Source organism: Croceibacterium mercuriale (assembly GCF_000802385.1).
In the GTDB taxonomy this organism is placed as follows: Bacteria; Pseudomonadota; Alphaproteobacteria; order Sphingomonadales; family Sphingomonadaceae; genus Croceibacterium; species Croceibacterium mercuriale.
This window is the reverse complement of record NZ_JTDN01000001.1, coordinates 613,093-638,020: the sequence shown is the minus strand read 5'-3', so window position 1 is coordinate 638,020 and position 24,928 is coordinate 613,093. Positions and strand designations below refer to the sequence as shown.

The following is a 24,928-nucleotide window of genomic DNA, read 5'->3' as shown; positions in this document are numbered from 1 at the left end:
TCGGCGCCCGGGTGCAAGCCGGTTTGCTGCGGCCGGCGCCCTTGCCCTACTCCGTGATGTTGGTGCTGAGCATGGTGTAGGGCGGCTGGATGTATTCCAGCGCGCTGGCGGCGGCGCGGCCGTAGCGGTTGCCGCCGGCGAACCGGCGCACGATCTCGCTGAAATTGAGGCTGACGCCGACGAAGACGTGGCGCTTGGGCCGGATGCCGGCCTCGCGATCAGGATTGGTAAAATCCTCCGCCCGGTAGCCGAGATCCAGTTCGAGATAGCGCAAGGGTGTCTCGCGCAAGCCTTCGAACCCGGCGAGCTTGAGCGCGAAGAAGTGCCACTGCGCCTCGAAATGCTTCTTGCCGGACAGACGGTAGCGGCCTTCCTGCGGCTGGATCATCAGCCGGTAGTCAAGCTTCTCGTCCAGCCCCGGGACGGAGTTGCGCAGGGCGGAGAAGCCGGCGCCGAGCGCGTTGAAGGTCACGTCCTCCCACGACCAGCCGCCGCTGGATTCGATCGAGTCCCAAAACTCGGTATAGGCCATCGCGCCGAAGGCCAGCGCGGCGGCGGTGTACTGGATGCCGGGCGCCTCCCCCGTCTTGCGGCGCAGGCGGTGGTGCAGCAGTTCGGCGATGACGTAGGAGCTGTAGGCGTGGGCCAGCTTGTCCACACCCATATTGTTGGTGTCGCGGCCGAACCACCCTTCCACCTGACCGTGCGGCCAGGTCGGGTCCTCGAACAGCTTGGCCCCGTTGGTGGCGGTGTAGAACAGCATGACCGCGCCGAATTCGTACTTCACCGCATCGGCCTGGGACGCGAAGCTGAGCCGCTGCCCGCCGGTATCGGGGTCCGCCCAGCGCGCGGCGGCGGCGGCATCCCGCGGGCCGTAGGTTTCCCGCCGGGGAACGGGGTCGCTGGTGATGGTGTCGAGCGCGGCGTCGCCATCGTCGGTGCCCGCCTGGGTGAAGGCGGAGGCAGGTTCGGCCGTGATGCGCGACAGGTCCGTCGCGGCCGACGGCAGGCGCCAGCCGGCAAGCGCCGGCGCCTGTGTCGTAATGGTGGCGAGGTCGGTCGCGAGAGCCAGGTCGCCGGCCTGCGCGGGGAGCGCGGACAGCATGGCGGCAACGGGGAGAGCGGCGAGGAACACGCCGGGCTTGCAGGTCAAAGGTCGGTTTTCCTGAGGTATCTGGGCATTGCCCGGCGGCTTAGCCTGATCAGGCGATAAACGCCAAGGTCGCGGCAAGGCCGCCGCTGTAGGTGGTGATCACCTGCCGCAGCATGGACCGGCCGGGCTGCGCCGCTGCCGCATCTGCCGCGGGACAGGAGGCACCTGCGGGGAGGAGGGTGCGGAGCCAGTGCCGGGCGATAGCGGGTTGCATGGGCACAGGTTAACAACCCGTAAACCTTCGCCCAAGTGAAATCGCGCGGCCACGGCACATACGAAAAGGGCCGCCCCGCTATGGAGCAGCCCCGTTCGCGTGACGATTACGTCAGGCCGTTGGCGTCAGACCTTGTCGCCCAGCGCGCCCTTGACCGAACCCTTCAGGTTCTGGGCCTCGCCCTTCTTCTCCTGCGCGACGCCTTCGCTGCGGGTCGCCGGATCGTTGGAAGCCTGCTTGGCATTGCCGACCAGTTCGTTGACGGCACCCTTGGCCTTGTCGATGAATTCACCCATGATGGTGTCCTTCTCTGTTGGGCGGCACCGGAGAGTGCCGCGCTTAACATTAGTAACGTTGCGGGCCCGGTGCGGTTCCGGATCAGCCCTCTTCCTGCTGCTTGCTCATGGCGATGATCCGGTCCCAGTGGTCCTGCGTGACCTCCCCCACGGAAAGGCGCGACAGGCGTACCAGCTCCATCTCGGCAAGCGCCGGCTCCGCCTTCACCTCCGCCAGGGTGACCGGGCGGGCGAGCGGCGTCACCGGGGTGACGCGGACGCTGGCCCATTTCGGATCGTCCGAGTCCATCAGCCCGGCTTCCGCCACCTCCATGATGCCGACGATCTCCTTGCCGGTGACCGAATGGTAGAAGAAGGCACGGTCGCCCACTTGCATGGCGCGCAGATTGTTGGCCGCGCGGTGGTTGCGCACGCCGTCCCACAGCGTGTCCCCGTCACGCACCAGATCGTCCCAGCCGAAAGCTTCCGGTTCCGACTTCAACAGCCACAGGCGCTTGGACATGGCGAGGTACGCTCCTTGAATGATTGCCCTGCCCCCTTCTGCTCATTAGGTGGCAGGCGATGCGCGCTTCCTTCACCAAGATGCACGGACTGGGCAATGATTTCGTCGTGCTGGATGCGCGCGGTGGTGCCCTGCCGCCGCTGCATGCGGGCACGGTACGGGCACTGGCGGACCGGCAGACCGGCATCGGCTGCGACCAGCTGCTGCTGCTGGAGCCGAGCCAGGTCGCCGACCTGAAGGTGCGGATCTTCAATGCCGACGGCAGCGAAGTGGCCGCCTGCGGCAATGCGATGCGCGCGGTGGCGCTGCGGGTGGCGGATGACGGCCTGCAGCGGGTTACGATGGAAACCGGCGCGGGCCTGATCGCGGCGGAGGCGGATGGCGCGGAGTTCCGCGTGGACATGGGTGTGCCGCGCACAGAGTGGGACACGATCCCGCTGGCCTACCCGCTGGACACCCTGGCGCTGCCGGTCGGGTGGGACGGGCTGGAGAAGCCGACCTGCGTGAACGTGGGCAACCCGCATGTCGTGTTTTTCGTGCCCGATTGCGATGCGGTACCGCTGGCGCGACTGGGCCCGCGGATCGAGGCCGATCCGCTGTTCCCCGAACGGATCAACGTCAATGTGGCGACGGTGGTGGACCGGGCACGCATCCGCCTGCGCGTATGGGAGCGCGGCGCGGGCCTGACACGCGCCTGCGGCACCGGCGCCTGCGCCACCGCTGTCGCGGCCATGCGGCGCGGGCTGGTGGAGCGCGAGGTCGAGGTCGCCCTGCCCGGCGGTACCCTGCGGATCGGCTGGGGCGCGGACGGGCGGATCAGCATGGCCGGGCCGGCGGCGGAGTCCTATCGCGGATCGTTCGACTGGGGCGATTATCTTTGAGCATCGAGATCATCAGCCTCGGTTGCCGGCTGAACCTGGCGGAGGCGGAACGGATGCGCGGGCTGCTGGCGGGCGCGGATGATCTGGTGGTGATCAACAGCTGCGCCGTGACGGCTGAGGCGGTGCGCCAGACGCGGCAGGCGATCCGCCGGGCGCGGCGGGCGCGGCCCGATGCGCGCCTGCTGGTGACCGGCTGCGCGGCGGAAGTGGAGCGCGACGCCATCGCCGGCATGCCGGAGGTGGACGGGCTGATCGCCAATGCCGCCAAGCTGGATGCGCGCAGCTGGAACGTGGCCGCGCGCGCGGGGCCGGTGCAGCCGCTGCATTCGCGCGGCTTCGTCGCGGTGCAGAACGGGTGCGACCATGCCTGCACCTTCTGCGTGATCCCGCAGGGGCGTGGTCCGAGCCGGTCCTTGGCGGTGACAGAGGTGCTGCGCGAGGTGGAGCGCGACCTTGCGCGCGGCGCGGCGGAAATCGTGCTGACGGGCGTGGACCTGACCAGCTGGGGGCGTGATCTGCCGGAAGCGCCGGCGCTGGGCGTGCTGGTGGCGGCGGTGCTGGAGGCCTTCCCGCAGCTGGCGCGGCTGCGGCTGTCCTCACTGGACGGGGTCGAGATCGACGGCCTGCTGCTGGAACTGCTGGCAGGCGAGGCGCGGGTCATGCCGCATCTGCACCTGTCCCTGCAGCACGGGCACGACCTGGTGCTGAAGCGGATGAAGCGGCGGCACAGCCGGGCGGATGCCGTGCGGCTGGTGCAGACCTTGCGCGCGCGCCGGCCGGAACTGGCGCTGGGCGCTGACCTGATTGCCGGCTTCCCCACGGAGGATGACGCGATGCACGCCGCCAACCTGTCGATCGTGGAAGAACTGGGCATCGTGCACGGCCATGTGTTCCCCTACTCCCCGCGCCCCGGCACACCGGCTGCGCGGATGCCGCAGGTACCGGCGCCGGTGGTGAAGGCCCGCGCGGCCGAACTGCGCCGCCGGGTGGCGCAGGTGCGCGAGGCGTGGCTGGAGACGCTGATCGGGCAGGAGCTGGACGTGCTGGCGGAGCGGGACGGCACCGGCCATGCGGGCAATTTCGCGCGGGTCGCCCTGCCCGCGGACACGGCGCCGGGCACGTTGGTGCGGGTGGTGCCGCAGGTGATACAAGAAGGATTGTTGCGATGAGTGATGCGGGCTGGAGCGAGCGGCTGCTGGGCGCGTTCCGCAAGACCTCCGAACGGTTGGGCGGCAATCTGGCAGGCGTGGTCGGCACGGCCAGGCTGGACGACGCCACGCTGGACGAGGTGGAGGACGCGCTGATCCTGTCCGACCTCGGCCCCGCCGCCGCCGGCCGCATCCGGCGGCGCCTGTCCGACAAGCGGTTCGGCCTGAGCATGACCGAGCGCGAGCTGAAGGAAGCGGTGGCGGAGGAGATCGCCGCCATCCTGCGCCCGGTGGCCAAGCCGCTGGAGGTGACCGCCTTCCCCCGCCCCCAGGTGGTGCTGGTGATCGGCGTGAACGGCAGCGGCAAGACCACCACCATCGCCAAGCTGGCACACCTGTTCCAGGAAGAGGATTATGGCGTGCTGCTGGCCGCCGGCGACACCTTCCGTGCGGCGGCGATCGGCCAGCTGGGCGTGTGGGCGGACCGGATCGGCGTGCCGCTGGTGCGCGGGCCCGAAGGCGGCGACCCGGCCAGCGTGGTGTTCGACGCGGTGAAGCGGGCGACCGATACCGGCATCGACGCGCTGATCGTGGATACGGCCGGCCGGTTGCAGAACAAGCGCGAGCTGATGGACGAACTGGCCAAGATCCGCCGCGTGCTGGGCCGGCTGAACCCCGCCGCCCCGCATGACGTGGTGCTGGTGCTGGACGCCACCAACGGGCAGAATGCGCTGAACCAGATCGACGTGTTCCGCGAGGTAGCCGGGGTGACGGGCCTGATCATGACCAAGCTGGACGGCACCGCACGCGGCGGCGTGCTGGTGGCGGCTGCCGAGCAGTACGGCCTGCCGATCCACGCGATCGGCGTGGGCGAGACGCTGGACGATCTACGCCCGTTCGATCCCGACCTGGTGGCGCGTGTGATCGCGGGGGTGGCGTAATGACCGAGAGCAGGCCCAAGGCGAAATCCGGCTGGATCAACGTGGCGGTCGATTACGGGCCGCTGGTGGTGTTCTTCCTGGCCTATCGCCACTTCTCCCCCACCGGCGAGGATGCCGCGGGCGAGATCCTGGCGGTGGTGAAGAGCACGGCCGCGTTCATCGTCGCATCGCTGGTGGCGCTGGCGGTCAGCAAGTGGCGGCTGGGCAAGATCAGCCCGATGCTGGCGCTGTCCACAGCGCTGATCGTGGGCTTCGGCGCCCTGACCATCTATTTCCAGGACCAGCGTTTCATTCAGTGGAAGCCGACGATCATCTATCTCGGGTTCGGCATCGCGCTGCTGCTGGGCTGGCGCCGCGGCAAGGCGCTGCTGAAGATGCTGCTGGAGGCCGCGTTCGACGGGCTGAGCGACGAGGGCTGGCTGAAGCTGTCGCGCAACTGGGGGCTGTTCTTCCTGCTGCTGGCGGGATTGAACATCGCGCTGACCTACGCGCTCAGTTTCGAGGCGTGGCTGGCCGCCAAGCTGTGGCTGTTCATGCCGCTGAGCTTCCTGTTCACCTTCACCCAGCTGCCCATGCTGCTGCGGCATGGCCTGGCCACCGGCGCGGAGGAACAGGTGCCGCAGAACCCGCCGGTGGAGTGAGCGGACGTGGCCGGCGACATCCCTGCAGGCACGGTGCACCAGCTGCCCGATGATCTGCGGGCGATGCTGGAAGACCGGCCCGACCTCCTGCCCCTGTGGACCGCGCTGACGCCGCTGGGGCGCAACGAATTCATCTGCTGGGTCGAGGATGCCAGGCAGATCGCCACGCGCCGGCGCCGCAGCGTGCGGCTGGCGGAGGAGCTGCTGGAGGGGCGCAGGCGGCCGTGTTGCTGGCAGGGGTGCATCCACCGCACCGACAAGGCGCCGGGCCGCTGGCAGCAGGCGGTGCTGGTCGACAAGGAATGGCGGTGACGGAGCACGACCGGATGGTGCGCGGCGAGCTGTACGACGCGCTCGACCCGGAGCTGGTGGCCCGCCGCAACGCCGTGCGCGCCCTGTGCCGGCAGCTGAACGCCTCCGCCGAAGAGGAGGAGACGCTGCGGCGCGACCTGTGCCGGCGGATCTTCGGCGCCGGCGGGGACAGCGTGTGGATCCAGCCGCCGTTCTTCTGCGATTACGGATCCAACATCACGCTGGGGCAGCGGGTGTTCTTCAACTTCAACTGCACCGTCCTGGACGTCTGCCCCGTGACGATCGGCGACTACACGATGTTCGGCCCGGGCGTGCAGGTGCTGACGCCCATGCACCCGCTGGATGCGGCGCTGCGCCGGCAGCAGGAATATGGCCGGCCGGTGATCATCGGGTCCGATGTATGGGTCGGTGCCGGCGCGCTGATCCTGCCGGGGGTGACGATCGGATCGGGCAGCGTGATCGGCGCCGGCAGCGTGGTGACGCGCGACATACCGCCTAGCGTTCTTGCAGCGGGCAATCCGTGCCGGGTGATACGCGCGCTGGCAGAGAGTGACCGGCCGCTGGTGCCGGCCGATGATGCACGAGCGGCGGAAAAGCGCATTTAGATGCGGGGGTTGCGCAACCCGCGCATCAGGCCCATATGAGTGTTGCTACAGTCGCATATAGACGGTCTATCGGCGCTTTGCGGCTCCTTTCTTCCTTCTTTCCCTGCCCTCGCGCACTCGTCGTCTCACGCGGAGCCGACGTTCAACAAAGAAGGAAATACCATGAGCTTTACCGGAACCGTCAAGTTCTTCAACGCCGACAAGGGCTATGGCTTCATTGCTCCCGATGGTCAGGGCGCCGATGCGTTCGTCCACATCAGCGCCGTCGAGCGCGCCGGCATGACCACGCTGAAGCAGGAGCAGCGCGTGCGTTACGAGCTGGAGCAGGACCGTCGCGGCAAGACCAGCGCGGTCAACCTCGAAGCGGCTGACTAACCCTCAACCGGATGACCGCCGCGCAGGGATGACCTGCGCGGCGGTCTTCGACCACAAGGACGATCCATGGCCCAGGACGCTATCTTCTACCGTGCGCAGGCGGCCAAGGCTCGTGAAGAGGCCGGCGCGGCCGTTCTCGATAATGTGCGCGACCGTGCACTGCGCTCCGTTGCTGCCTTCGAGACGATGGCTGCTTCCGCCGAGCGCGTGACCAAGCAGCGCGAAGACCGCAAGATCGCGGCAACCCCCTCCGAATAACCGATCTCCTTTCGGAAGAGATGCAGGCTGGTTCCATTTGGAGCCGGCCTTTTTTGTGCGTCCGGGCCGCCGCCGGGAAGGACTGGCGTCAGGCTGGTCATCCATCGACAGGCTCAGGGTGCGTGGAGAACAGCGGGTGGTATCACCCGCCGCTACAGGGCCACCCGGCGGCGGTCGTCCCGACTTGCAGTGAGGCCAACGAAAAAGGGGCGCCGTTGCGGGCGCCCCTTTCGGTATCGGTCGAAGCCCTGGCTCAGGCTTCTTCGTATTCGTCCTCGGTCTGCACCGGGCCGCTATCCTGGCCCTTGGCAGACACGTCACGATCAACCAGCTCGATATAGGCGATCGGTGCCGCGTCGCTGGCGCGGAAGCCGGCCTTGATGATGCGGACATAGCCACCCTCGCGGCCGGCGTAACGCTCGGCCAGCACTTCGAACAGCTTGCGCTCCTGCGTGTCGTCCATCAGGCGCGAATGTGCCAGACGACGGTTCGACAGGCCGCCACGCTTCGCCAGCGTGATCAGCTTCTCGACATAGGGGCGCAGTTCCTTCGCCTTGGGCGTGGTGGTCTTGATCTGCTCGTGCTTGATCAGCGCAGCGGCCATGTTGCGCAGCAGGGCGGCGCGGTGGCCGGACTTGCGCTGCAGCTTGCGGCCGGAAATGCCATGACGCATGATTTGGTGCTCCGTTCGTAAGGGGGCCGTGTGAGGTACCCCGGTCCTGGTTCGGATTGAGGGCTCCGAACCTGTGCCCATCTCTTCAAGTCTTGTGCTGCCGACCAGCCGTCAGGGAAGTAGATAACGTGACGGCTGGCGGCTGCGAACTCCGGACCTGGATTAGCCCAGCAGTTCCTGCTCCAGCTTCTTGGCCATTTCCTCGATGTTCTCGGGCGGCCAGCCGGGGATGTCCATGCCCAGGCGCAGGCCCATGCCGGACAGTACTTCCTTGATCTCGTTCAGCGACTTGCGGCCGAAGTTCGGCGTCCGCAGCATCTCCGCCTCGGTCTTCTGCACCAGATCGCCGATGTAGATGATGTTGTCGTTCTTCAGGCAGTTGGCCGAACGGACTGACAGTTCCAGCTCGTCCACCTTCTTCAGGAGATAACGGTTGAGCTGGTTGGTGTCGCTTTCTTCGGTCGGAGCAACCATGCCGCCGCCCGCCATCGGGGCAGAAGCCTGCGGCATGCCGTCCTCGAAGTGGACGAACAGCTGCAGCTGGTCCTGCAGGATGCGCGCAGCATAGGCCACGGCATCTTCCGGGGTCACGGTGCCGTCGGTCTCGACCGTCAGGTTCAGCTTGTCATAATCGAGTTCCTGCCCGACGCGGGCATTGTCGATCTTGTAGCTGACCTGGCGGATCGGCGAGTACAGCGAATCGACCGGGATCAGGCCGATCGGTGCATCGACCGGGCGGTTCTGCACGGCGGGGACGTAGCCCTTGCCCACGTCGGCGGTCAGCTCCATGTTGAGCGTCGCGCCTTCGTCCAGATGGCAGATCACCAGATCCTTGTTCATCACCTCGATGTCGCCGCTGACGGCAATGTCGCCGGCCTTCACCTCGGCCGGGCCGGTGGCGGACAGCTGCAGGCGCTTGGGGCCTTCACCTTCCATGCGCAGGGCGATCTGCTTCACGTTGAGGACGATGTCGGTCACGTCCTCGCGCACGCCGGCGAGCGACGAGAACTCGTGCAGCACGTTTTCGATGCGGATGGCGGTGATCGCGGCGCCCTGAAGGCTGGACAGGAGCACGCGGCGCAGCGCGTTGCCGAGCGTGAGGCCGAAGCCCCGCTCCAGCGGCTCGGCCACGAAGGTGGCGCGGCGCTTGGCATCGCCAGTTGCCTTGATGTCGAGGCTGTTGGGCTTCTTCAGTTCCTGCCAGTTCTTCACATTGACGGACATGGACTTCCCCTAAATGGTCTGGTGCTGGCGGCAACGGCCGCGGACGCCTTTGGAGCGTCGCGGCCGTGCAAAAGGTTCGCCCGGCGGCCTGCGGATGGCCTGCCGGGCGACACGATCAGACGCGGCGACGCTTGGACGGGCGCACACCGTTATGCGGGATCGGGGTAACGTCGCGGATGGAGGTGATGGTGAAACCCACCGCCTGCAGCGCGCGCAGGGCGCTTTCGCGGCCCGAACCCGGACCCTTGATCTCGACTTCCAGCGTGCGGACGCCGTGTTCGGCAGCCTTCTTGCCGGCATCGTCCGCCGCGACCTGAGCCGCATAGGGAGTCGACTTGCGGCTGCCCTTGAAGCCCATCGCACCGGCCGAGGACCAGCTGATGGCATTGCCCTGGGCATCGGTGATGGTGATCATGGTATTGTTGAAGCTGGCGTTCACGTGTGCGACGCCAGAAGAGATGTTCTTGCGCTCCCGCCGACGAATGCGCTGAGGTTCGCGTGCCATATTTGGGTATCCTGTCCTGTCTCGTCAAGAATGCGCGCGGCCCGGCCGTCCCGATCGGGGAGGCAGGCCGGCAGCGGCTTACTTCTTCTTGCCGGCGATCGGCTTCGCCTTGCCCTTGCGGGTGCGGGCATTGGTGTGGGTGCGCTGGCCACGGACGGGCAGGCCCTTGCGGTGACGCAGGCCGCGATAGCAGGCCAGGTCCATCAGGCGCTTGATGTTCATCGCGGTGTTGCGACGCAGATCGCCTTCCACGGTGTATTCGGCGTCGATCGCCTCGCGGATCTGCAGGACTTCGGCATCCGACAGGTCCTGCACGCGGCGGGCCTCGTCAATGCCCAACTTGGCGGCGATTTCCTTCGCCGTCGCAGGGCCGATACCATGGATGTAGGTCAGCGCGATGATCACGCGCTTGTTGGTGGGGATGTTCACCCCGGCAATACGAGCCAAAATTCGTTCTCCATGCTCCACAGGGCGCAAGCCGGCCGGCAGGTGCCCTATCTCATCGCGGTTACATTCACCCTGCCACAAACGAAAATGAACCGACCGGCGCGCATCAACGCTGCGGCCCTGTCGGTTTGTTCGTCCCCGGTAAAGCGAATGGAGAGCGCCCTTACGGCGATTCGGGAGCATCGTCAACCGGCTAAACACGGCCGGTCGTCACAAGCATGGCGCCTGCGATCCGCGGGTTGATCCCTCCCCTTCCAGTAGCGTGCCTGGCCGGTGCCGTCAAAGACGGGGTGAACATGACGGCGCTGTTGCACCCGCGCACGGGTCGGGTAGAACGGGGTGTGATCCGCGCTGCACTGCACCATGCCACGTCGTATCGCTACGACCGGCCCGTCCGCCTCGGACCGCAGGTTATCCGCCTGCGTCCCGCCCCGCACACCCGCACGGCCGTGCCGAACTATTCGCTGAAGATCGAACCGGCGAACCACTTCCTGAACTGGCAGCAGGACCCGCACGGCAACTGGCTGGCGCGGGTGATCTTTCCTGAACCCGTCACCCACATGTCGATCCAGGTCGACCTGCTGGCGGATCTGGCAGTCATCAACCCGTTCGACTTCTTCGTGGAGGACAGTGCCGCCGCAGTGCCCTTCACCTATGACGGGGAACTGCGCGAGGAGCTGTCAGCCTATTTCGGCAGCGAGGGCAGCGGTCCGCTGTTCGAGGCGCTGGTAGCCGAGTTCGCCCACTGGCAGGGCCGTACGATCGACTTCCTGGTGGCGCTGAACCGCGGCGTGCAGGAGCGGGTCGGCTACACCGTGCGGATGGAAGCGGGGGTGCAGACCCCGGACGAGACGCTGCAGCTGACGACCGGCAGCTGCCGTGATTCCGGCTGGCTGCTGGTCAATGTGCTGCGCCGGCTGGGGTATGCGGCCCGGTTCGTGTCCGGCTACCTGATCCAGATGAAGCCCGACGTAGTGGCGGTGGACGGCCCGCGCGGAACGGAGGAGGATTTCACCGACCTGCATGCCTGGGCGGAGGTCTACGTACCGGGCGCCGGCTGGATCGGGCTCGATCCCACCAGCGGGCTGTTCGCGGGCGAAGGGCACATCCCGCTGGCCGCCACGCCGCATTACCGTTCCGCCGCGCCGATATCGGGCGCGCTGCTGGATGCGGCGCGGACCGATTTCGAGTTCGCCATGCGGGTGGACCGAGTGCACGAGGCGGTGCGTATCACCAAGCCGTTCACCGACGGGCGCTGGCAGGCGCTGCTGGACCTGGGCGCGAAGGTGGATGCCGACCTGGAGGCGGGCGACTGCCGGCTGACCATGGGCGGGGAGCCGACCTTTGTCGCCGCCGACGATCCCGAGGCCGCCGAATGGAACGGCGAGGCGGTCGGCCCGACCAAGGCACTGTATGCCGACAGGCTGATCCGCAACCTGCGCCGCCGCTTCGCGCCCGGCGCGCTGCTGCATCATGGCCAGGGCAAGTGGTATCCGGGCGAGAGCCTGCCGCGCTGGGGATTCTCCCTGTACTGGCGCAAGGACGGCACCCCCCTGTGGGAGGATGAAGGGCTGATCGCGGTAGCCGGCAGCAGCGAGCTGACCGGCGACAACGAGGTCGAGACCGGGCGCCTGGGTCCGGCCGATGCGCAGGCCTTCCTGGACCGGACCGCCGCCGGGCTGGGCCTGGCCGACGATTACGTCCGCCCGGTCTACGAAGACCCGGTCCGCTGGATCGAGCGGGAGGGCGAGCTGCCGGTGAACGTCACCACCGCCGACCCCAAGGTCGACGATCCGGAGGAGCGCGCGCGTATCGTCCGCACCTTCAGCCGGGGCCTGAGCCAGCCGGTCGGCTATGTGTTGCCGATCCAGCGCTGGCAGGCGGAACCGGCGAAGACCAGCAAGTGGAAGAGCGAGCAGTGGAGCGTGCGGCGCGATGCGCTGTTCGCGGTGCCGGGCGATGCCAGCCTGGGATACCGCCTGCCGCTGGGCAGCCTGCCGCATGTGGGCAAGTCCGATTACCCGTACATCCATCCGCGCGTCACCACCGATGCCGCCGCACCGCTGGCCGATTACCGTGCGCAGGAGCCGCAGACCGGCGCCGACGACCGGGAACGGGCCGCGTCGCAGCGGATGGAGCGGGTCGAGGGGCCGGACGGCAACCGGCAGGATGTGGTCGAGCAGCGGATCATCGAAGGCGCCGTCCGTACCGCCATGACGGTGGAGGCGCACGGGTCCTACCTGTCGGTGTTCGTGCCCCCGGTGGAGGAGATGGCGGACTTCCTGGAGCTGGTCGCCACCATCGAGGCGACAGCGCGGGCGATGGGTGTGGCGGTGCGGATCGAAGGCTACCCCCCGCCGCCCGATCCGCGCATCAACGTGCTGAAGGTGACGCCCGATCCGGGCGTGATCGAGGTCAACATCCACCCGGCCGCCAGTTTCGCCGAGGTGACGGACATCACCACGCAGCTGTACGATGCAGCGCGCGAATGCGGGCTGACGGCGGACAAGTTCATGGTCGACGGCCGGTCCGTCGGCACCGGCGGCGGCAACCACATCGTGCTGGGCGGGGCGACCTTCCCCGACAGCGCGTTCATCCGCCGGCCGGACATGCTGAAGAGCTTCGTGCTCTACTGGCAGCGGCATCCGTCGCTGTCCTACCTGTTTTCCGGCCTGTTCATCGGCCCGACCAGCCAGGCGCCGCGGATCGACGAGGCGCGGCATGACAGCCTGTACGAGCTGGAGGTCGCGCTGGCGCAGGTGCCGGGCATGGATGCACCGCAAGGCTTCCCCTGGGTGGTCGACCTGCTGTTCCGCAACATGCTGGTGGACGTCACGGGCAACACGCACCGGACCGAGATCTGTATCGACAAGCTGTATTCCCCTGACGGCCCCACCGGGCGGCTGGGCCTGGTGGAGTTCCGCGCCTTCGAGATGCCGCCGGACGCGAAGATGAGCGTGGCGCAGCAATTGCTGCTGCGCGCGCTGTTCGCCTGGTTCTGGCGCGAGCCGCAGGATGGCGACCTGGTCCGCTGGGGCACGGCGTTGCACGACCGGTTCCTGCTGCCGCATTTCTGCTGGGCGGATTTCCTGGAGGTGCTGGGCGACCTGCGCCATGCCGGTTACGACTTCGATCCCAGCTGGTTCGAGGCGCAGCGCCAGTTCCGCTTCCCCGTGCATGGCACGGTGGAGGCCGGCGGCGTGGAGCTGGAGATCTCCCACGCACTGGAGCCGTGGAACGTGCTGGGCGAGACCGGCGCGATCGGCGGCACGGTGCGCTATGTCGACAGCTCCACGGAGCGGTTGCAGGTGCGGGCCAAGGGGCTGGTGCCGGGGCGGCATGTGATCGCCTGCAACGGCCGGCGCGTGCCGCTGCATCCCACCGGCCGCCCGGGCGAGGCGGTGGGTGGCATCCGGTACAAGGCGTGGGCGCCGCATTCCTGCATGCACCCGCTGCTGAAGGCGGACCCGCCGCTGACCTTCGACGTGCTGGACAGCTGGAACGGCCGATCGCTGGGTGGCTGCGTGTATCACGTGGCCCATCCGGGCGGCCGCGCCTACGACGACGTGCCGGTCAACGACTACGAGGCCGAAAGCCGGCGCAAGGCGCGGTTCCTGGATCACGGGCATACGCCAGGGCGGATCGACATTCCCGCGGGAGAGGCCGGTGGCGAGTTCCCGATGACGCTGGACCTGCGCCGCCCTGCCCCGCGATCCGGTGGATAGTTTGTCAGCGGACGGAGCATTGCCCGCCTGGGCCGATCGGGGCGACAGTGCCGTGAATGACGGACAGCACTGCCGCCGGCCCGACGGGCATCGCCTACAGCCCTGAGATCGACGGGCTGCGGGCGCTGGCTGTCACCTGCGTGCTGATCGGTCATCTGTACTGGCTGGAGTTCCCGCTGACGGGTGCCGGGGTGCGGCTGTTCTTCTGCATCAGCGGATATCTGATCACGCACATCCTGCTGTCCGCCCATGCGCGCGGCGCCAGCACCGGGCAGATCCTGCAGGCGTTCTGGACCCGGCGGGTGCTGCGGATCTTCCCGCCATACTACCTGGCGCTGGGGATCGCGCTGGCGCTGGATGCCTATGCCATCCGCGACACCGCCTGGTGGCACCTGACCTTCACCACCAACATCCTTCTGGCGCTGCAGGGCGAGTGGGAGCCGGTCATCACCGGCCATCTGTGGTCGCTCGCCGTGGAGGAGCAGTTCTATCTGCTGTGGCCCGTGACGCTGCTGTTCGCCCTAAGAAGGCGCAATCCGCACATGGCGGGCCTGCTGTGTGCCGGGCTGATCGCGGGGGCGGTCGCCTGGAACCTGGCGCTGAGCGAGGCGCACCATGCGCGCGAACCCGGCCTTGGCCTGCTGCTGATGGGGCAGCTGGACGCTCTGGGTGCCGGGGCCCTGCTGGCCTGGGTCGAGGCGCGCGGGCGGCTGGGCCGGTGGTGGATCGTGCCGGTGCTGGCGCTGATCGTCATCGGGCTGATGCTTTCGGTCGGCCTGGGCGCGATCCTGCCGGCACTGGCCGTCAAAGGGCTGAACGGCCCGCTGACGTGCCTTGCCTTTGCCGGGCTGATCCTGTTCGCACGGCATGGGCCGCGCGGCGTGGCCACGCCGCTGCTGGGCAACCGGTTGATCGTGTGGCTGGGTCGTCGGTCCTACGGCATCTACCTGTACCATATCTACATCGCCAACACCCTGCTGGACGCGGACGAGGCCGCGCCCGGCTGGACCACTTTGCTGCTGTGCGGCGGGGTGACGATCGTGGCGGCTGCCCTGTCGTGGCGGTACCTGGAACAGCCGCTGCTGCAATGGCGCACCCATTTCCCCTATGTGGCGCCACGGGGTGTTGCACCGGGCCTGCAGGCTGTATGAGGCCGATCCGCAACCTGTTCGAGGAAGGATCCCTGCATCATGGCCAGTCTGGGCGCCGACCTGTTCGGTGCCGATCCCGCGGCTGACCCGCTTGCCTGGTATGGCGGCGATGCAGAGGGCGATCTGTTCAGCGCTTCCAGCCCGGCGATCGCCGATGCCTGGCGCGGCTTCGTGGCCGCACTGTCGCGGCAGGGTGGCGGGCAGCTGGGGCCGGTACAGGCGCAGATCGACCGGCATGTGGCGGAACTGGGCATCGCCTTCCGGCTGACGGGGGACGAGCAGGAACGGTCATGGCCGCTGGGCCCCGTGCCGATCGTGATCGGCGCCTCCGAATGGCGGGGGATCGCGGCGGGGCTGGTGCAGCGGGCGGAGCTGCTGGAGACGATCGTCGCCGACATCTACGGCCCGCAGCGGCTGGTGCGCGAAGGGCATCTGCCCGCTGCCATGGTGTCCGGATCGCCGCATTTCGCCCGGCGCATGGTCGGGCTGAACCCGCCGCGGCATCACCTGCAGGTGCTCGCGGTCGATCTGGCGCGGGGCCCCACCGGCGAATGGCGGGTGCTGGCCGATCGCGTGCGCTTCGCCATCGGGATCGGTTACGCGCTGGAGAACCGGCTGGCGATCAGCCGCGCAACCGGCGGTGCACTGTCGGAGATGGGCGCACGGCGGCAGAGCGACTTCTTCGCCGCATTGCGGGCCGGTATCGCCGCCGACTGCCAGCGGAGCGAGCCGCGGGTCGCGCTGCTGACGGCGGGGCGCTTCAACCAGTCCTACCCCGAGCAGGCCTATCTGGCGCGGCATCTGGGGTTCTCGCTGGTGGAAGGGCGCGACCTGGTGGTACGTGACGGACGCCTGTTCGTGCGCACCATCGCCGGCCTGAAGCGGATCGACGCGCTTTGGCGCTGGATCAACACCCATTCGATCGATCCGCTGAACTTCGACACGCGCAGCCGCATCGGCGTGCCGGGCCTGCTGTCCGCCTGCGAGAGCGGGCAGCTGTCAGTGGCCAACTGGATGGGCGGCGGCGTGGTGGAATCGCGCGCCATGTCCGCCTTCATCCCGCGCCTGTGCCGCGAGTTGCGGGGCGAGCCGCTGCTGCTGCCCAATGCCGCGACCTGGTGGTGCGGCGGCCCGGCGGAGCGGGATCATGTGCTGGAGCATCTGGACGACCTGGTGCTGTCATCATCGTTCCGGACGCCTGTCGCGCTGCTGCCCGATGGCGCCACCCGCCAGGGCAGCAGCCTGACCGCGGAGGAGCGCGTGCGGCTGCGCGAGGCGATGGGGCGGCGGGCGATGGATTATACCGCGCAGGAGATCATCCGGGTCAGCACCACGCCCTGCCTGGTCGGCAACCGGCTGGAGCCGCGCGGCTTTACCCTGCGCGCCTTCCTGGCGCGCAATGCCAGCGGCGCCTGGACCGTGCTGCCGGGCGGCCTTGGCCGCATCTCGCAGAGCGGCGAGCTGCGCACCTGGCTGATGGGCGAAGGCGACCTGTCCGCCGATGTGTGCATTGTCGATCCTGTGGCGACGGCAGGCGACCAGCCCTTCCCCCGGCTGACCCTGTCGGTGCCGGAGGAGGCGCCCGCTATCCGTCGTGGCGCCGGCCTGCTGCCCAGCCAGGCGGCGGACAATCTGTTCTGGTTCGGCCGCTACGCCGAACGGTGCCAACAGGTCGCCCGCGCGGCACGCACCCTGCTGCAATGCGCCGGCGACCTGCAGGCCGACCCGGGCGCAAGCGGCACGGTGCAGCGCCTGTCGCAGCTGCTGTATCGCTGGGGCGCGGTGTCCTCCACCTATGGGCCTGCGCTGGACATCGCCGCCGCCGCGCTGGGCGACACGGGTGCCGGCAGCTCCGTCGCGTCGCTGGAAGAGCGGATGCGGTCACTGGCGCTGCTGCTGCGCGACCGGCTGAGCCGCGACAGCTGGCGGGCGATCAGCCGGCCGCATGCACCGCTTGTGCCGGGCAATGCGGAATCGCTGATCGCGGCGGCGGAGGCGGCGATCGAGCGGGGCGCGGCGGTGCAGCGGCTGATCGCCGACACGCTGAGCCGGGCGGATGCCTGGCGGTTCCTGGATGTGGGCCTGTGCCTGGAACGCGCATCGCTGATCTGCCAGGCGGTCAACGTGCTGGTGCCGGCGGAGCCCAGCGCCGACGATCTGGGGGCGCTGCTGGACCTGGCCGATGCGGAGGCGCTGTATATCAGCCGCTACATGACCCGCCCCTTCGCCGCCCCGGTGATCGATGTGGTGCTGCTGGACCCGGAACAGCCGCGTGGCGCGATCTTCCAGACCCGGCGGCTGGTGCAGCACATGGAGGCCTTGCCGCAGCTGCGCCATTCCGGCCGGGCCGATCCGCCGCTGCGGATGGCGCGCCAGCTGCACGCCCGGATCGAGGCGCTGGAGGCGGAACATGTGACCCCGCGGGTGATCGACGAGCTGGTCGACAGCCTGGGCGGCCTGTCGGACACGATCGCCCGGCGGTTCTTCCTGCAGCAGGACGTGCTGCGGCGGCGAGGCACGGAGGCGCTGCTGGGGTGAGATATCGCGTCCGGCAGGATTCGCGGCTGCAGTACCGCACAGGGGTCACCGATGCCCGGCTGAACCTGCGCCTGCGCCCCGTGACCTGGCCCGGGCAGGTGGTGCGCGATTTCACGATGGAGCTGGACGTGCCGCCGACGGAGCGGACGGAAGGACCCGGCCCTTATCTGAGCCACGTCACCACCCTGCGCTATAGCGGGCGGCTGTCATCGCTGCGGATCGTGACGGAATTCACGGCCGAGCTGTCCCCGTTGCCGGTGCCCGACATCACGCCGCCAGTGGCCGAGTTGCGACAAATGGCGAGCGAAGCCCGTACGCTCGGCCCGCTCGCGCCTGCCGCCTATCTCTACGGTGCCAGCATGACCCCGCCGGACGAGGCGATCGGTGCCTGGGCTGCGCCCGACCTGCTGCCCGACACCCCGGTGCTGGAGGCCGCGCGTGCGCTGGCCATGCGCATCCATCGCGAATTCGCCTATGCCCCCGGCACCACCACCTCCCGCACGCTGCCGGCCGAGGCCTTCGCCGCAAAGGCCGGGGTGTGTCAGGATTTCGCGCATGTGATGATCGTGGCACTGCGAATGCATGGCATCCCGGCGGGTTATGTCAGCGGCTACCTGCGCACCCTGCCGCCGGCGGGCCGGGCGCGGCTGGTCGGCGCGGATGCGATGCATGCCTGGGCCGCGGTGTGGTGCGGGCCTGGTGCCGGGTGGATCGGCATCGATCCGACCAATGACAGCCTGGCACGGGAGGACCACATCGTGCTGGGCATGGGCCGCGACTATGCCGACGTGACGCCGGTGAATGGCGTGTTCGTGGGCGGTGGCAAGCAGACCACCGATTTCCGCGTGGATGTGGTGCCGGTGGACGAGACGATGGCAGAGATCGCACCGCCTGCTTCCGCCTCCGCCCGTCGCACCGGCTGAACAATCGCAGATCGCCCGAAAGGACGCGGGTACCGGTTCGGCCCCGCGTCACCCACGGTCAGAACTGCGACTGAACGGTGAAGCCCCAGGTGCGCGGATCGCCGGGGTTGCCGACGATCAGCCCGGTATTGCCGGACGGCACCTGCAACTGCTCGAAATAGTCCTCGTCCGCCAGGTTGCGGACCCACAGGAAGGCATTGATGCCCGCATCGGTGCGGAAGCCGGCGCGCAGATTGTGCAGCTGGAACTCGTCGATCCAGGTATAGGCCGACGGCGTGGGGTTGGACGAGAAGCGCGAGCGATAGCTGCCGTCGTATCCCAGGTAGAGCTGGCCATCCCGGCCCGCCAGCGTGACGGGCACGTTGCCCTCCGCCCCGAAGGATACCGCCCAGCGCGACACGCCGGGCAGGCGCTGGCCGGAAATGTCGCAGTTCGCCGGGCTGAGCCCGCCGGGCGTGCCGGCCGGCGATGCCGTCTGCCCGGCGCCGACCGTGGTGCCGCCCGACAGTTCGGGCGGGCACGGCGCATCGGCGAAGGAGCGATAGGTCGCATCGGTGAACGCGCCGCTGACATAGGTGTTGAACCGCGCGGACGGACGCAGCGATGCATCCAGCTCGATCCCCTGCGTGCGCACCGCCTCCGCATTGGCGAGGTAGCCGCGCAGCACGCCGGTCTGCCCGTTCACCACCTGCGCCTGATAGTCGCGGATGTCCGTGCGGAAGGCCGCCAGGTTGACCGTGGCACTGCCATCCAGGAACTGGCTTTTCAGGCCTACCTCGTAATGGCTGACCCGTTCCGGATCGACCGTGCCCACCTCCAGCACCGGATTGCCGGCCGCATCGTTGGGCACGCCGTTCAGGTTGATGCCGCCCGGCTTGAAGGTGCGGGCATAGGTGGCGTAGCTGTTGATGTCGGGCGTGATCTCATAAGCCAAGGTCACGTCGTAGCTGACATTCCAGTCATCGAACTGCGGTTCGAAGAACTGCGGCGCCAGCACGCCGCGCTGCGCCACGATGCGCGGATCGGTGCTGGCGAAGGTCACCAACTGGCCCGTGCCATTGGTCACCACCGAATTGTACAGGCCATCCTTGCGGTCATAGTTCAGCCGCACGCCTGGCTGGATGCTGAGGCTGTCGGTGATGTCGAAGCTCAGCTGGCCGAACAGGGCGAGCGAGAGGTTGTCGAGCCGGATGTCGTTGCGCGCCGTCAGCCCGTCCAGCACGGACGGATCGCGCGACAAGGCGCTGGTTGGCGCCAGCAGCCAGGCGCTGGCTGCCCGACCCTGCGCCTGCAGGCCCTGGGTCCGCACCTCCTGGTAGAAGCCGAAGGCACCCACCAGGAAGTCGACGCGGTCGCCATCGTGATTGAAGCGGAACTCCTGCGTCCACTGGTTCTGCTGGCTGGGATTTTGCGAGATGCTGGTGATCGGCAGGCCGGTGAAATCGCGATCGTTCTCCGGCAGCCAGTCCCAGTACCGCCAGGCGGTGATGCTGGTCAGCTCGCCCCAGCCGGTGTCCCAGCGGACCCGGGCGGAGGCGCCGGCGATGGTGTTGCCGGCATTGAGGTTGGCGTCGATGTCAGTCCGCCGCGCAAAGGCATCGGTATCGGGCACCTGGTAGTTCTGCGCCGCAGCCAGCGCCGCATATTGCCGGTTCAGCGCGCGCTGGGTGGCGCCGGTGCGGACGAACACGGTGCCGCAGCAGGCCGGATCCTGCGTGCTGTAGTCGGCCGTCAGGGTCACATCCACGCTGTCGGCCGGCTCCCACAGGATCTGCCCGCGGATGCCGAAATTGTCCTGTTCGTTGATCCATTCGTTCGTGGCGACATTGCGGATCGTGCCACGGCGGCCGGTGCCGGAGAAGGCGACGCGGGCAGCGATGGTGTCGGTGATCGGGCCGGAGATGCTGGTCTTGCCCTGCGCGAAGCCGTAATTGCCGACCGACGCCTCCGCCCGCGCCTCGAAGTCGAAGGTGGGCTGGCGGGTGGTGATGTTCACCGCGCCGGCGGTGGTGTTCTTGCCGTACAGCGTGCCTTGGGGCCCGCGCAGCACCTCGATCTGGGCGACGTCCAGGAAGTCGAACGTGGCGGAGGCGACGCGGTTGTAATAGACGTCGTCGACATAGATGCCGACGCCCTGGTCGAAGCCATCATTGGTGAGACCGAAGGGTACGCCGATCCCGCGGATGTTCACCGCCGAGTTGCGTGGGTTGGAGCTGTAGAAGGTGAGCGACGGCACCAGCTGCTGCAGCCGGCCGACGTTGAACGCGCCGGTATTGTCGATCTTGTCCGCATCCACGACGCTGATCGCCAGCGGCACCTGCTGCGCGGTTTCCTGCCGCCGGCGCGCGGTCACGAAGATCGCCGGCTGCTCCGCATCGCGGGCGCCCGTGCCGACGGAAGGGGGCGCTTCCCCGCTTTCCCATCCGGGATCGCCTGCCTGGGCGGGGCTCTGTGGCTGCGCCTGGGCGACGGCCGTGCCGGGTGTGAACGCCAGCAGGCTCGCCGCCGCCAGCAGCGGCGCAATCATCTTGGAATGCATGGCCTCGCTTTCGAAAGGTGGAGATGATGCACCCGGAAACCCGGTCTCATCAGTGAAGGGATTGAAGGGGCGTACCGGCTCAGCCGGCGAAACGGCGCCGTTCGGTCACGTCGATCTGCATCAGCTTGCCGTCATGGACGGTCAGCTGGATCACGCCATAACGCAGGCGGCCCAGCGCCTCCGATACCGTGGAAAGAGCGTCGTCCTGCTGCCCGGAGGCGAGAGGGTCTGATCGTGTAGCCATCGAATTGCTCCTGCTTCGATGGGGCCGGTTTGTAACTCAACTCACTTGGTAGACAATAGGCTTCAGCTATTCGTCGCCCAAGTGCAGCTTTGGTGCGGCGGGAGGAGCCTCGTCATCTGCAAAGGGCGGCAGCGGATCGATCCGGTCGGACAGGCGGATGCCGTCCAGGATGGAGGCGGTCTGGTCGCGCACCTGCAGCATCAGCGTCCGCGTGCGGCAATCGCCTTCGGCCAGGCAATGACTGCATTTCTCATGCGCGAAGCGGCTGGCACACGGGACCAGCGCCAGCGAGCCGCGCATGAGGCGGATCAGGTCGCCATAGGTGATGTCCACCGGCGGGATCGCCAGCCAGTATCCGCCGACCTTGCCCCGCTTGCTGCCGACCATGCCGTAGCGTGCCAGTTCGGACAGGATGGTGGTGAGGAACTTGACCGGGATGTTCTGCGCCGCGGCGATCTCCGCCAGTTGCACCGGTCCCTGCCCATGCCGATCGGCCAGGTGCTGCATGGCGCGGATCGCGTAGCGGGTCTTCTGGGACAGCATAGGTCGCTACCTTCATGCCCGGACGGAGCGCGAACGGCAAGGTGGCACGTCGCGGGCCTCAGAACGCCTGCGCCACACCCAGCTTCAGCGTGCGGCCCAGCGCATTGTGGGTGAACGGATCGAAGTTCTGGTCGATCCGTGCCAGCGGTGGCTGCTCGTCGGCCAGGTTGACCAGCGCCAGCGACAAGGTGGTGCCCCCGTCCCGCAGCGGCAGGGTCCAGCGCCAGGTCGCATCCAGCGTCGTGAAGCTGCCGATATGCCGGCCCGCCGGCACGCTCTGCCCGCCAAGCGCGGCGCTGGGGCCGAAGATGGCAGCCCCCCGCGCATCGTCATAACCGGCGATGTGGTTGAGCTGCAGCCGGAGCAGGTGCCCGCCACTCTCGCCCTGCAACCAGGCGAAGCCCTTCAGGTCCGGCAGCGGATAGGCGGTGGTCTGGAAGTTCAGCGTGCCGGCCGCGTCGAAGGCAGGCTGTACGATGATCCCTTCTACCAGCAGGTCATCGACCTGGTATTCGATGGTGTAGGTGGCGTTCAGTCCGCCCTCCAGCCGCAACCCGGCGGCGGGTTCGAAGGCATAGGCGACGCGGGCATCGACGCCGCTGGTGTCGATCCCGCCGGTATTGAACAAGCGCGTGGACAGGCGCTGCACATTGCCGATGCCGCAGCTGCCGCCGGAAAAGGTGAAGCGCGCCTGCAGGGCGGCAAAGGCCGGGTTGCCGCAGTTGGCTGTGCCGCTGGCGCCGAACAGGGCGCCCGTGATCGCCCCCACGGGCTCCGCCTCGATCGCGCCGGCGAAGTCGTAGCGCCAGTAATCGAGTGCGGCGGTGAAGCCGCCTTGCGCCACGTCCACCCCGGCGTTCCAGGTGGTGGCACGTTCGGGCGCCAGTCCGGGATCGCCGCGCACATCCACGGCGCGCAATGCGCTGCCGATCAGCGTGAGCACGACCTGATCGACCAGCCGGCTTTGCGGTGGGGCGGCACGGAAGGTGGAGCCGACTCCGGCGCGCAAGGCGATCCCGTCCGCCAGTTCCCACCGGATGCGTGCCTGCGGGTCGAACGTGTTGCCCCCGCCATAGCTTTCATATCTGGCGGACAGCTGCACCAGCAGGCCGGGCAGCAGCGGCAGACGGGCCTCTGCAAAGCCGGCCCAAACCGCGTCCGCCGCGGCGACGTTGCGGTTCGAGCCGATGAAGCCGAGCGCGCCGGTCTCCACCGCGCAGGTGGCGGCCGGATCCAGCACGGAGCCGGGGCACGGAAACAGGTCCAGGCTGTTCGCCCCGGTGTAGCGACGTTCGTAACGGTCGCGCCGGTACTGCCCGCCAACGGCAAACTCCGCTTCCCCGCCCGGCAGCTCCACCCCGGTGCCGCCCGCCAGTACCAGATCGGCCACCCAGGCGCGGGTATTGGCAACCCGCCACGACAGGTCGTAGATGTGGTCGACCGTCGCCAGATCGTTGGCCAGCGCCGCGCCGCCGAAGTTCGGGTTGACCGCGCCGGTGATCGCGTTCGCGGAAACTGCGGTGGAGAACGGGTTGAAAAAGGTGCAGCCACCGGTGCCGGCCAGTGCCGCCAGTTGCGTGGCATTCAGCCCGGCGCGGCTGGCCGGGCGGGCATAGGCGCAGTCAGGCCCGCCGAAACCCGCCAGCGCATTCTGCAGCAGGTCCACGAAGCTGTCACCGACCGCGAAGTGCCGGTCATACTCGCTGTAGGTCGCGCTGGCGGTCAGGCGCAGGGCGCCCGCCAGCTGCCAGCCCAGCTCCGCGCTCGCCTGGTACATGTCGGCATCACGCGGCTGCTTGGCGGTGTTGCGGGCATTGTCATACAGCGGATTGCCGCCGGCCAGCAGCGGGCGGAAGCGGACGGGAAAAGCCAGGGCTGGCTGCCCCGGCGCACAGCCCGCCGCCGCGCCGAAGCGGGCGCAGTAATCCTGCAAGGCGGGTGCGTAGGCCGGGATCACGAACAGCCCGCCCCCGCCGAACGCCGCATTGCCCGATGGCGCCACGGTCGGCAGGAAGGAGGGCGAGGTCGCCAGCGTGGTTTCCAGCCGACCGTACAGGCCGGTGACGCGCAACTCCGCCGATGGGCCGAGGTCCACGGCAAGGTCGGCGAACAGCTGGTAGCGGTCCTCCGGCTCCACGATGTTGGTGAAACCCAGGAAGTTGGTGAAGCACAGGTCGCCGCCGCTGATGGGCGAGCGATAACCGCCCAGCCCTTCGCAACCCTCGTCCGCGGTGAAGCTGGTCCCGTTCAGCGGGCCATCCCAGTCGAAATTGCCGGGATTGCCGCCGCCGGTCCAGCCGCCTTGCGGGTTCTCGGCGTAAGGGCGCAGCACGGCCCGTCGGTCACTCGCCATCAGTTCGCTGCGGTGCTGGTAGCCGGCCGACAGGAAGGCGCGCACCGGACCGATCCGTCCGCCCCAGCCTAGCGCCGCATTGCTGTCACCCTTCGATCCGTCGATCAGCCGGTGCGCGGCCGAAGCGGTGAAGCCGTTCTGGTTTGTGCGGGTGATGAAATTGACTACACCGCCAATCGCGTCGGAGCCGTAGGTGGTGGCGCCGCCGTCGGTCAGGATCTCGATCCGGTCCAGCGCATCGACCGGCAGCAGGTTCACGTCCACAAAGGGGATGTTGCCCGATCCGCTCTGCGCCAGGCGGCGTCCGTTCAGCAGCACCAGCGTGCGCTGCGGCCCCAGCCCGCGCAGATTGATGGACGCGCTGCCTTCCGCAAACTGGCTGCGCCCGTCGAACTGCGCGGAGTCCCCCAGCACGCCGCTGGAGGCGGGCAGCAGCCGGGTCAGGTCCAGCAGGGTCGGCGATCCCTGGGCGGCCAGGTCGTCCGCCCGGAACACCTGCACCGGCGCCGCACCGTCACCCGGGCCCGCGATCAGCGTGCCGGTCACGACGATCGGTGCATCCGCCTCCTGCGCGATGGCCGGGGCGGTGGCGAGCGCCATGGCCGGCAGGCAGGTCGCCGCAAGCAGCCGATGCGATGTCATTGGTATGTTTCCGTTCCGGACCCGTGTGCGGCGGCCCGGATAGAGCGGCAGCAGGATTGATCAAGCGCAGTTTCGGCAGCCGGTCCGGTGCGAAG

General features: G+C 68.4%; 23 protein-coding genes. 12 read left to right on the top strand and 11 right to left on the bottom strand.

The annotated features are described in order from the left end of the window. Positions 1-46: 46 nt before the first annotated feature. The 3 genes from PK98_RS02925 to PK98_RS02915 form a co-directional block, all read right to left on the bottom strand. On the bottom strand, positions 47-1,153 hold the full coding sequence (locus PK98_RS02925) for a DUF2279 domain-containing protein (RefSeq protein WP_152608514.1): 1,107 nt from the start codon (positions 1,151-1,153) through the stop codon (positions 47-49). Between the two features lie 339 nt (positions 1,154-1,492). Then, positions 1,493-1,663: a CsbD family protein gene (locus tag PK98_RS02920; protein WP_039094155.1), complete on the bottom strand. Its 171-nt coding sequence runs from the start codon at positions 1,661-1,663 to the stop codon at positions 1,493-1,495. A gap of 82 nt (positions 1,664-1,745) precedes the next feature. Then, positions 1,746-2,165: an EVE domain-containing protein gene (locus tag PK98_RS02915; protein WP_039094153.1), complete on the bottom strand. Its 420-nt coding sequence runs from the start codon at positions 2,163-2,165 to the stop codon at positions 1,746-1,748. Between the two features lie 59 nt (positions 2,166-2,224). Here PK98_RS02915 and dapF point away from each other — a divergent pair, with 59 nt between their 5' ends. From dapF to PK98_RS02875, 8 genes are all read left to right on the top strand, one after another. Next, positions 2,225-3,046 carry a diaminopimelate epimerase gene (dapF, locus tag PK98_RS02910; RefSeq protein ID WP_039094151.1) on the top strand — a complete coding sequence of 274 codons (822 nt, stop codon included), beginning with the start codon at positions 2,225-2,227 and terminating at the stop codon, positions 3,044-3,046. After that, positions 3,043-4,215: a MiaB/RimO family radical SAM methylthiotransferase gene (locus PK98_RS02905; RefSeq protein ID WP_039094149.1), complete on the top strand. Its 1,173-nt coding sequence runs from the start codon at positions 3,043-3,045 to the stop codon at positions 4,213-4,215. Before dapF ends, PK98_RS02905 begins: the two co-directional genes overlap by 4 nt. Beyond that, entirely contained in the window at positions 4,212-5,135 is a 924-nt protein-coding gene (ftsY, locus tag PK98_RS02900) for a signal recognition particle-docking protein FtsY (RefSeq protein ID WP_039094147.1), read from the top strand. The genes PK98_RS02905 and ftsY overlap by 4 nt, the downstream gene beginning before the upstream one ends. Then, positions 5,135-5,776 (top strand): inner membrane-spanning protein YciB, encoded by a 642-nt coding sequence (locus tag PK98_RS02895; protein ID WP_039094145.1) that lies wholly within the window; start codon positions 5,135-5,137, stop codon positions 5,774-5,776. Before ftsY ends, PK98_RS02895 begins: the two co-directional genes overlap by 1 nt. Before the next feature lie 6 nt (positions 5,777-5,782). After that, entirely contained in the window at positions 5,783-6,088 is a 306-nt protein-coding gene (locus tag PK98_RS02890; RefSeq protein WP_039094143.1) for a YdeI/OmpD-associated family protein, read from the top strand. Then, positions 6,079-6,693, top strand: coding sequence for a sugar O-acetyltransferase (locus PK98_RS02885; protein ID WP_052207958.1), 615 nt, complete (start codon positions 6,079-6,081; stop codon positions 6,691-6,693). Before PK98_RS02890 ends, PK98_RS02885 begins: the two co-directional genes overlap by 10 nt. Before the next feature lie 162 nt (positions 6,694-6,855). Next, positions 6,856-7,068, top strand: coding sequence for a cold-shock protein (locus PK98_RS02880; protein ID WP_039094141.1), 213 nt, complete (start codon positions 6,856-6,858; stop codon positions 7,066-7,068). 66 nt (positions 7,069-7,134) lie between these two features. Then, the gene (locus tag PK98_RS02875; RefSeq protein ID WP_039094140.1) at positions 7,135-7,326 is read left to right on the top strand and encodes a hypothetical protein; all 192 of its coding nucleotides are present in this window, start codon (positions 7,135-7,137) and stop codon (positions 7,324-7,326) included. A 253-nt stretch (positions 7,327-7,579) separates the two neighbouring features. On the opposite strand, the gene rplQ is transcribed toward PK98_RS02875, so the two are convergent. From rplQ to rpsM, 4 genes are all read right to left on the bottom strand, one after another. After that, positions 7,580-7,999 carry a 50S ribosomal protein L17 gene (gene rplQ, locus PK98_RS02870; RefSeq protein ID WP_039094138.1) on the bottom strand — a complete coding sequence of 140 codons (420 nt, stop codon included), beginning with the start codon at positions 7,997-7,999 and terminating at the stop codon, positions 7,580-7,582. Between the two features lie 162 nt (positions 8,000-8,161). Beyond that, positions 8,162-9,223, bottom strand: coding sequence for a DNA-directed RNA polymerase subunit alpha (locus PK98_RS02865; RefSeq protein ID WP_039094136.1), 1,062 nt, complete (start codon positions 9,221-9,223; stop codon positions 8,162-8,164). 115 nt (positions 9,224-9,338) lie between these two features. Beyond that, complete coding sequence (gene rpsK, locus PK98_RS02860; RefSeq protein ID WP_039094134.1) at positions 9,339-9,728, bottom strand: 30S ribosomal protein S11; 390 nt, start codon at positions 9,726-9,728, stop codon at positions 9,339-9,341. Between the two features lie 78 nt (positions 9,729-9,806). Then, the gene (rpsM, locus tag PK98_RS02855; protein ID WP_039094132.1) at positions 9,807-10,175 is read right to left on the bottom strand and encodes a 30S ribosomal protein S13; all 369 of its coding nucleotides are present in this window, start codon (positions 10,173-10,175) and stop codon (positions 9,807-9,809) included. 341 nt (positions 10,176-10,516) lie between these two features. Here rpsM and PK98_RS02850 point away from each other — a divergent pair, with 341 nt between their 5' ends. Genes PK98_RS02850 through PK98_RS02835 form a run of 4 tightly spaced genes read left to right on the top strand, consistent with a single transcriptional unit; the run spans position 10,517 to position 18,512 of the window. Further along, positions 10,517-13,900 carry a transglutaminase family protein gene (locus tag PK98_RS02850; protein WP_039094130.1) on the top strand — a complete coding sequence of 1,128 codons (3,384 nt, stop codon included), beginning with the start codon at positions 10,517-10,519 and terminating at the stop codon, positions 13,898-13,900. Positions 13,901-13,956: 56 nt separating this feature from the next. Beyond that, on the top strand, positions 13,957-15,051 hold the full coding sequence (locus PK98_RS02845) for an acyltransferase family protein (protein WP_039094128.1): 1,095 nt from the start codon (positions 13,957-13,959) through the stop codon (positions 15,049-15,051). A 39-nt stretch (positions 15,052-15,090) separates the two neighbouring features. Further along, positions 15,091-17,589, top strand: a complete 2,499-nt coding sequence (locus PK98_RS02840; protein ID WP_081996010.1) for a circularly permuted type 2 ATP-grasp protein — start codon at positions 15,091-15,093, stop codon at positions 17,587-17,589. Continuing rightward, complete coding sequence (locus PK98_RS02835) at positions 17,586-18,512, top strand: transglutaminase family protein (RefSeq protein WP_052207956.1); 927 nt, start codon at positions 17,586-17,588, stop codon at positions 18,510-18,512. Before PK98_RS02840 ends, PK98_RS02835 begins: the two co-directional genes overlap by 4 nt. 58 nt (positions 18,513-18,570) lie before the next feature. On the opposite strand, the gene PK98_RS02830 is transcribed toward PK98_RS02835, so the two are convergent. The 4 genes from PK98_RS02830 to PK98_RS02820 form a co-directional block, all read right to left on the bottom strand. Further along, positions 18,571-21,051, bottom strand: coding sequence for a TonB-dependent receptor (locus PK98_RS02830; protein WP_039094126.1), 2,481 nt, complete (start codon positions 21,049-21,051; stop codon positions 18,571-18,573). Between the two features lie 79 nt (positions 21,052-21,130). Next, the gene (locus tag PK98_RS16210) at positions 21,131-21,295 is read right to left on the bottom strand and encodes a YezD family protein (protein ID WP_081996009.1); all 165 of its coding nucleotides are present in this window, start codon (positions 21,293-21,295) and stop codon (positions 21,131-21,133) included. Positions 21,296-21,361: 66 nt separating this feature from the next. Beyond that, positions 21,362-21,838 (bottom strand): RrF2 family transcriptional regulator, encoded by a 477-nt coding sequence (locus PK98_RS02825; protein WP_052207954.1) that lies wholly within the window; start codon positions 21,836-21,838, stop codon positions 21,362-21,364. A 58-nt stretch (positions 21,839-21,896) separates the two neighbouring features. Continuing rightward, positions 21,897-24,833 (bottom strand): TonB-dependent receptor plug domain-containing protein, encoded by a 2,937-nt coding sequence (locus PK98_RS02820; protein WP_039094124.1) that lies wholly within the window; start codon positions 24,831-24,833, stop codon positions 21,897-21,899. Positions 24,834-24,928 lie beyond the last annotated feature (95 nt).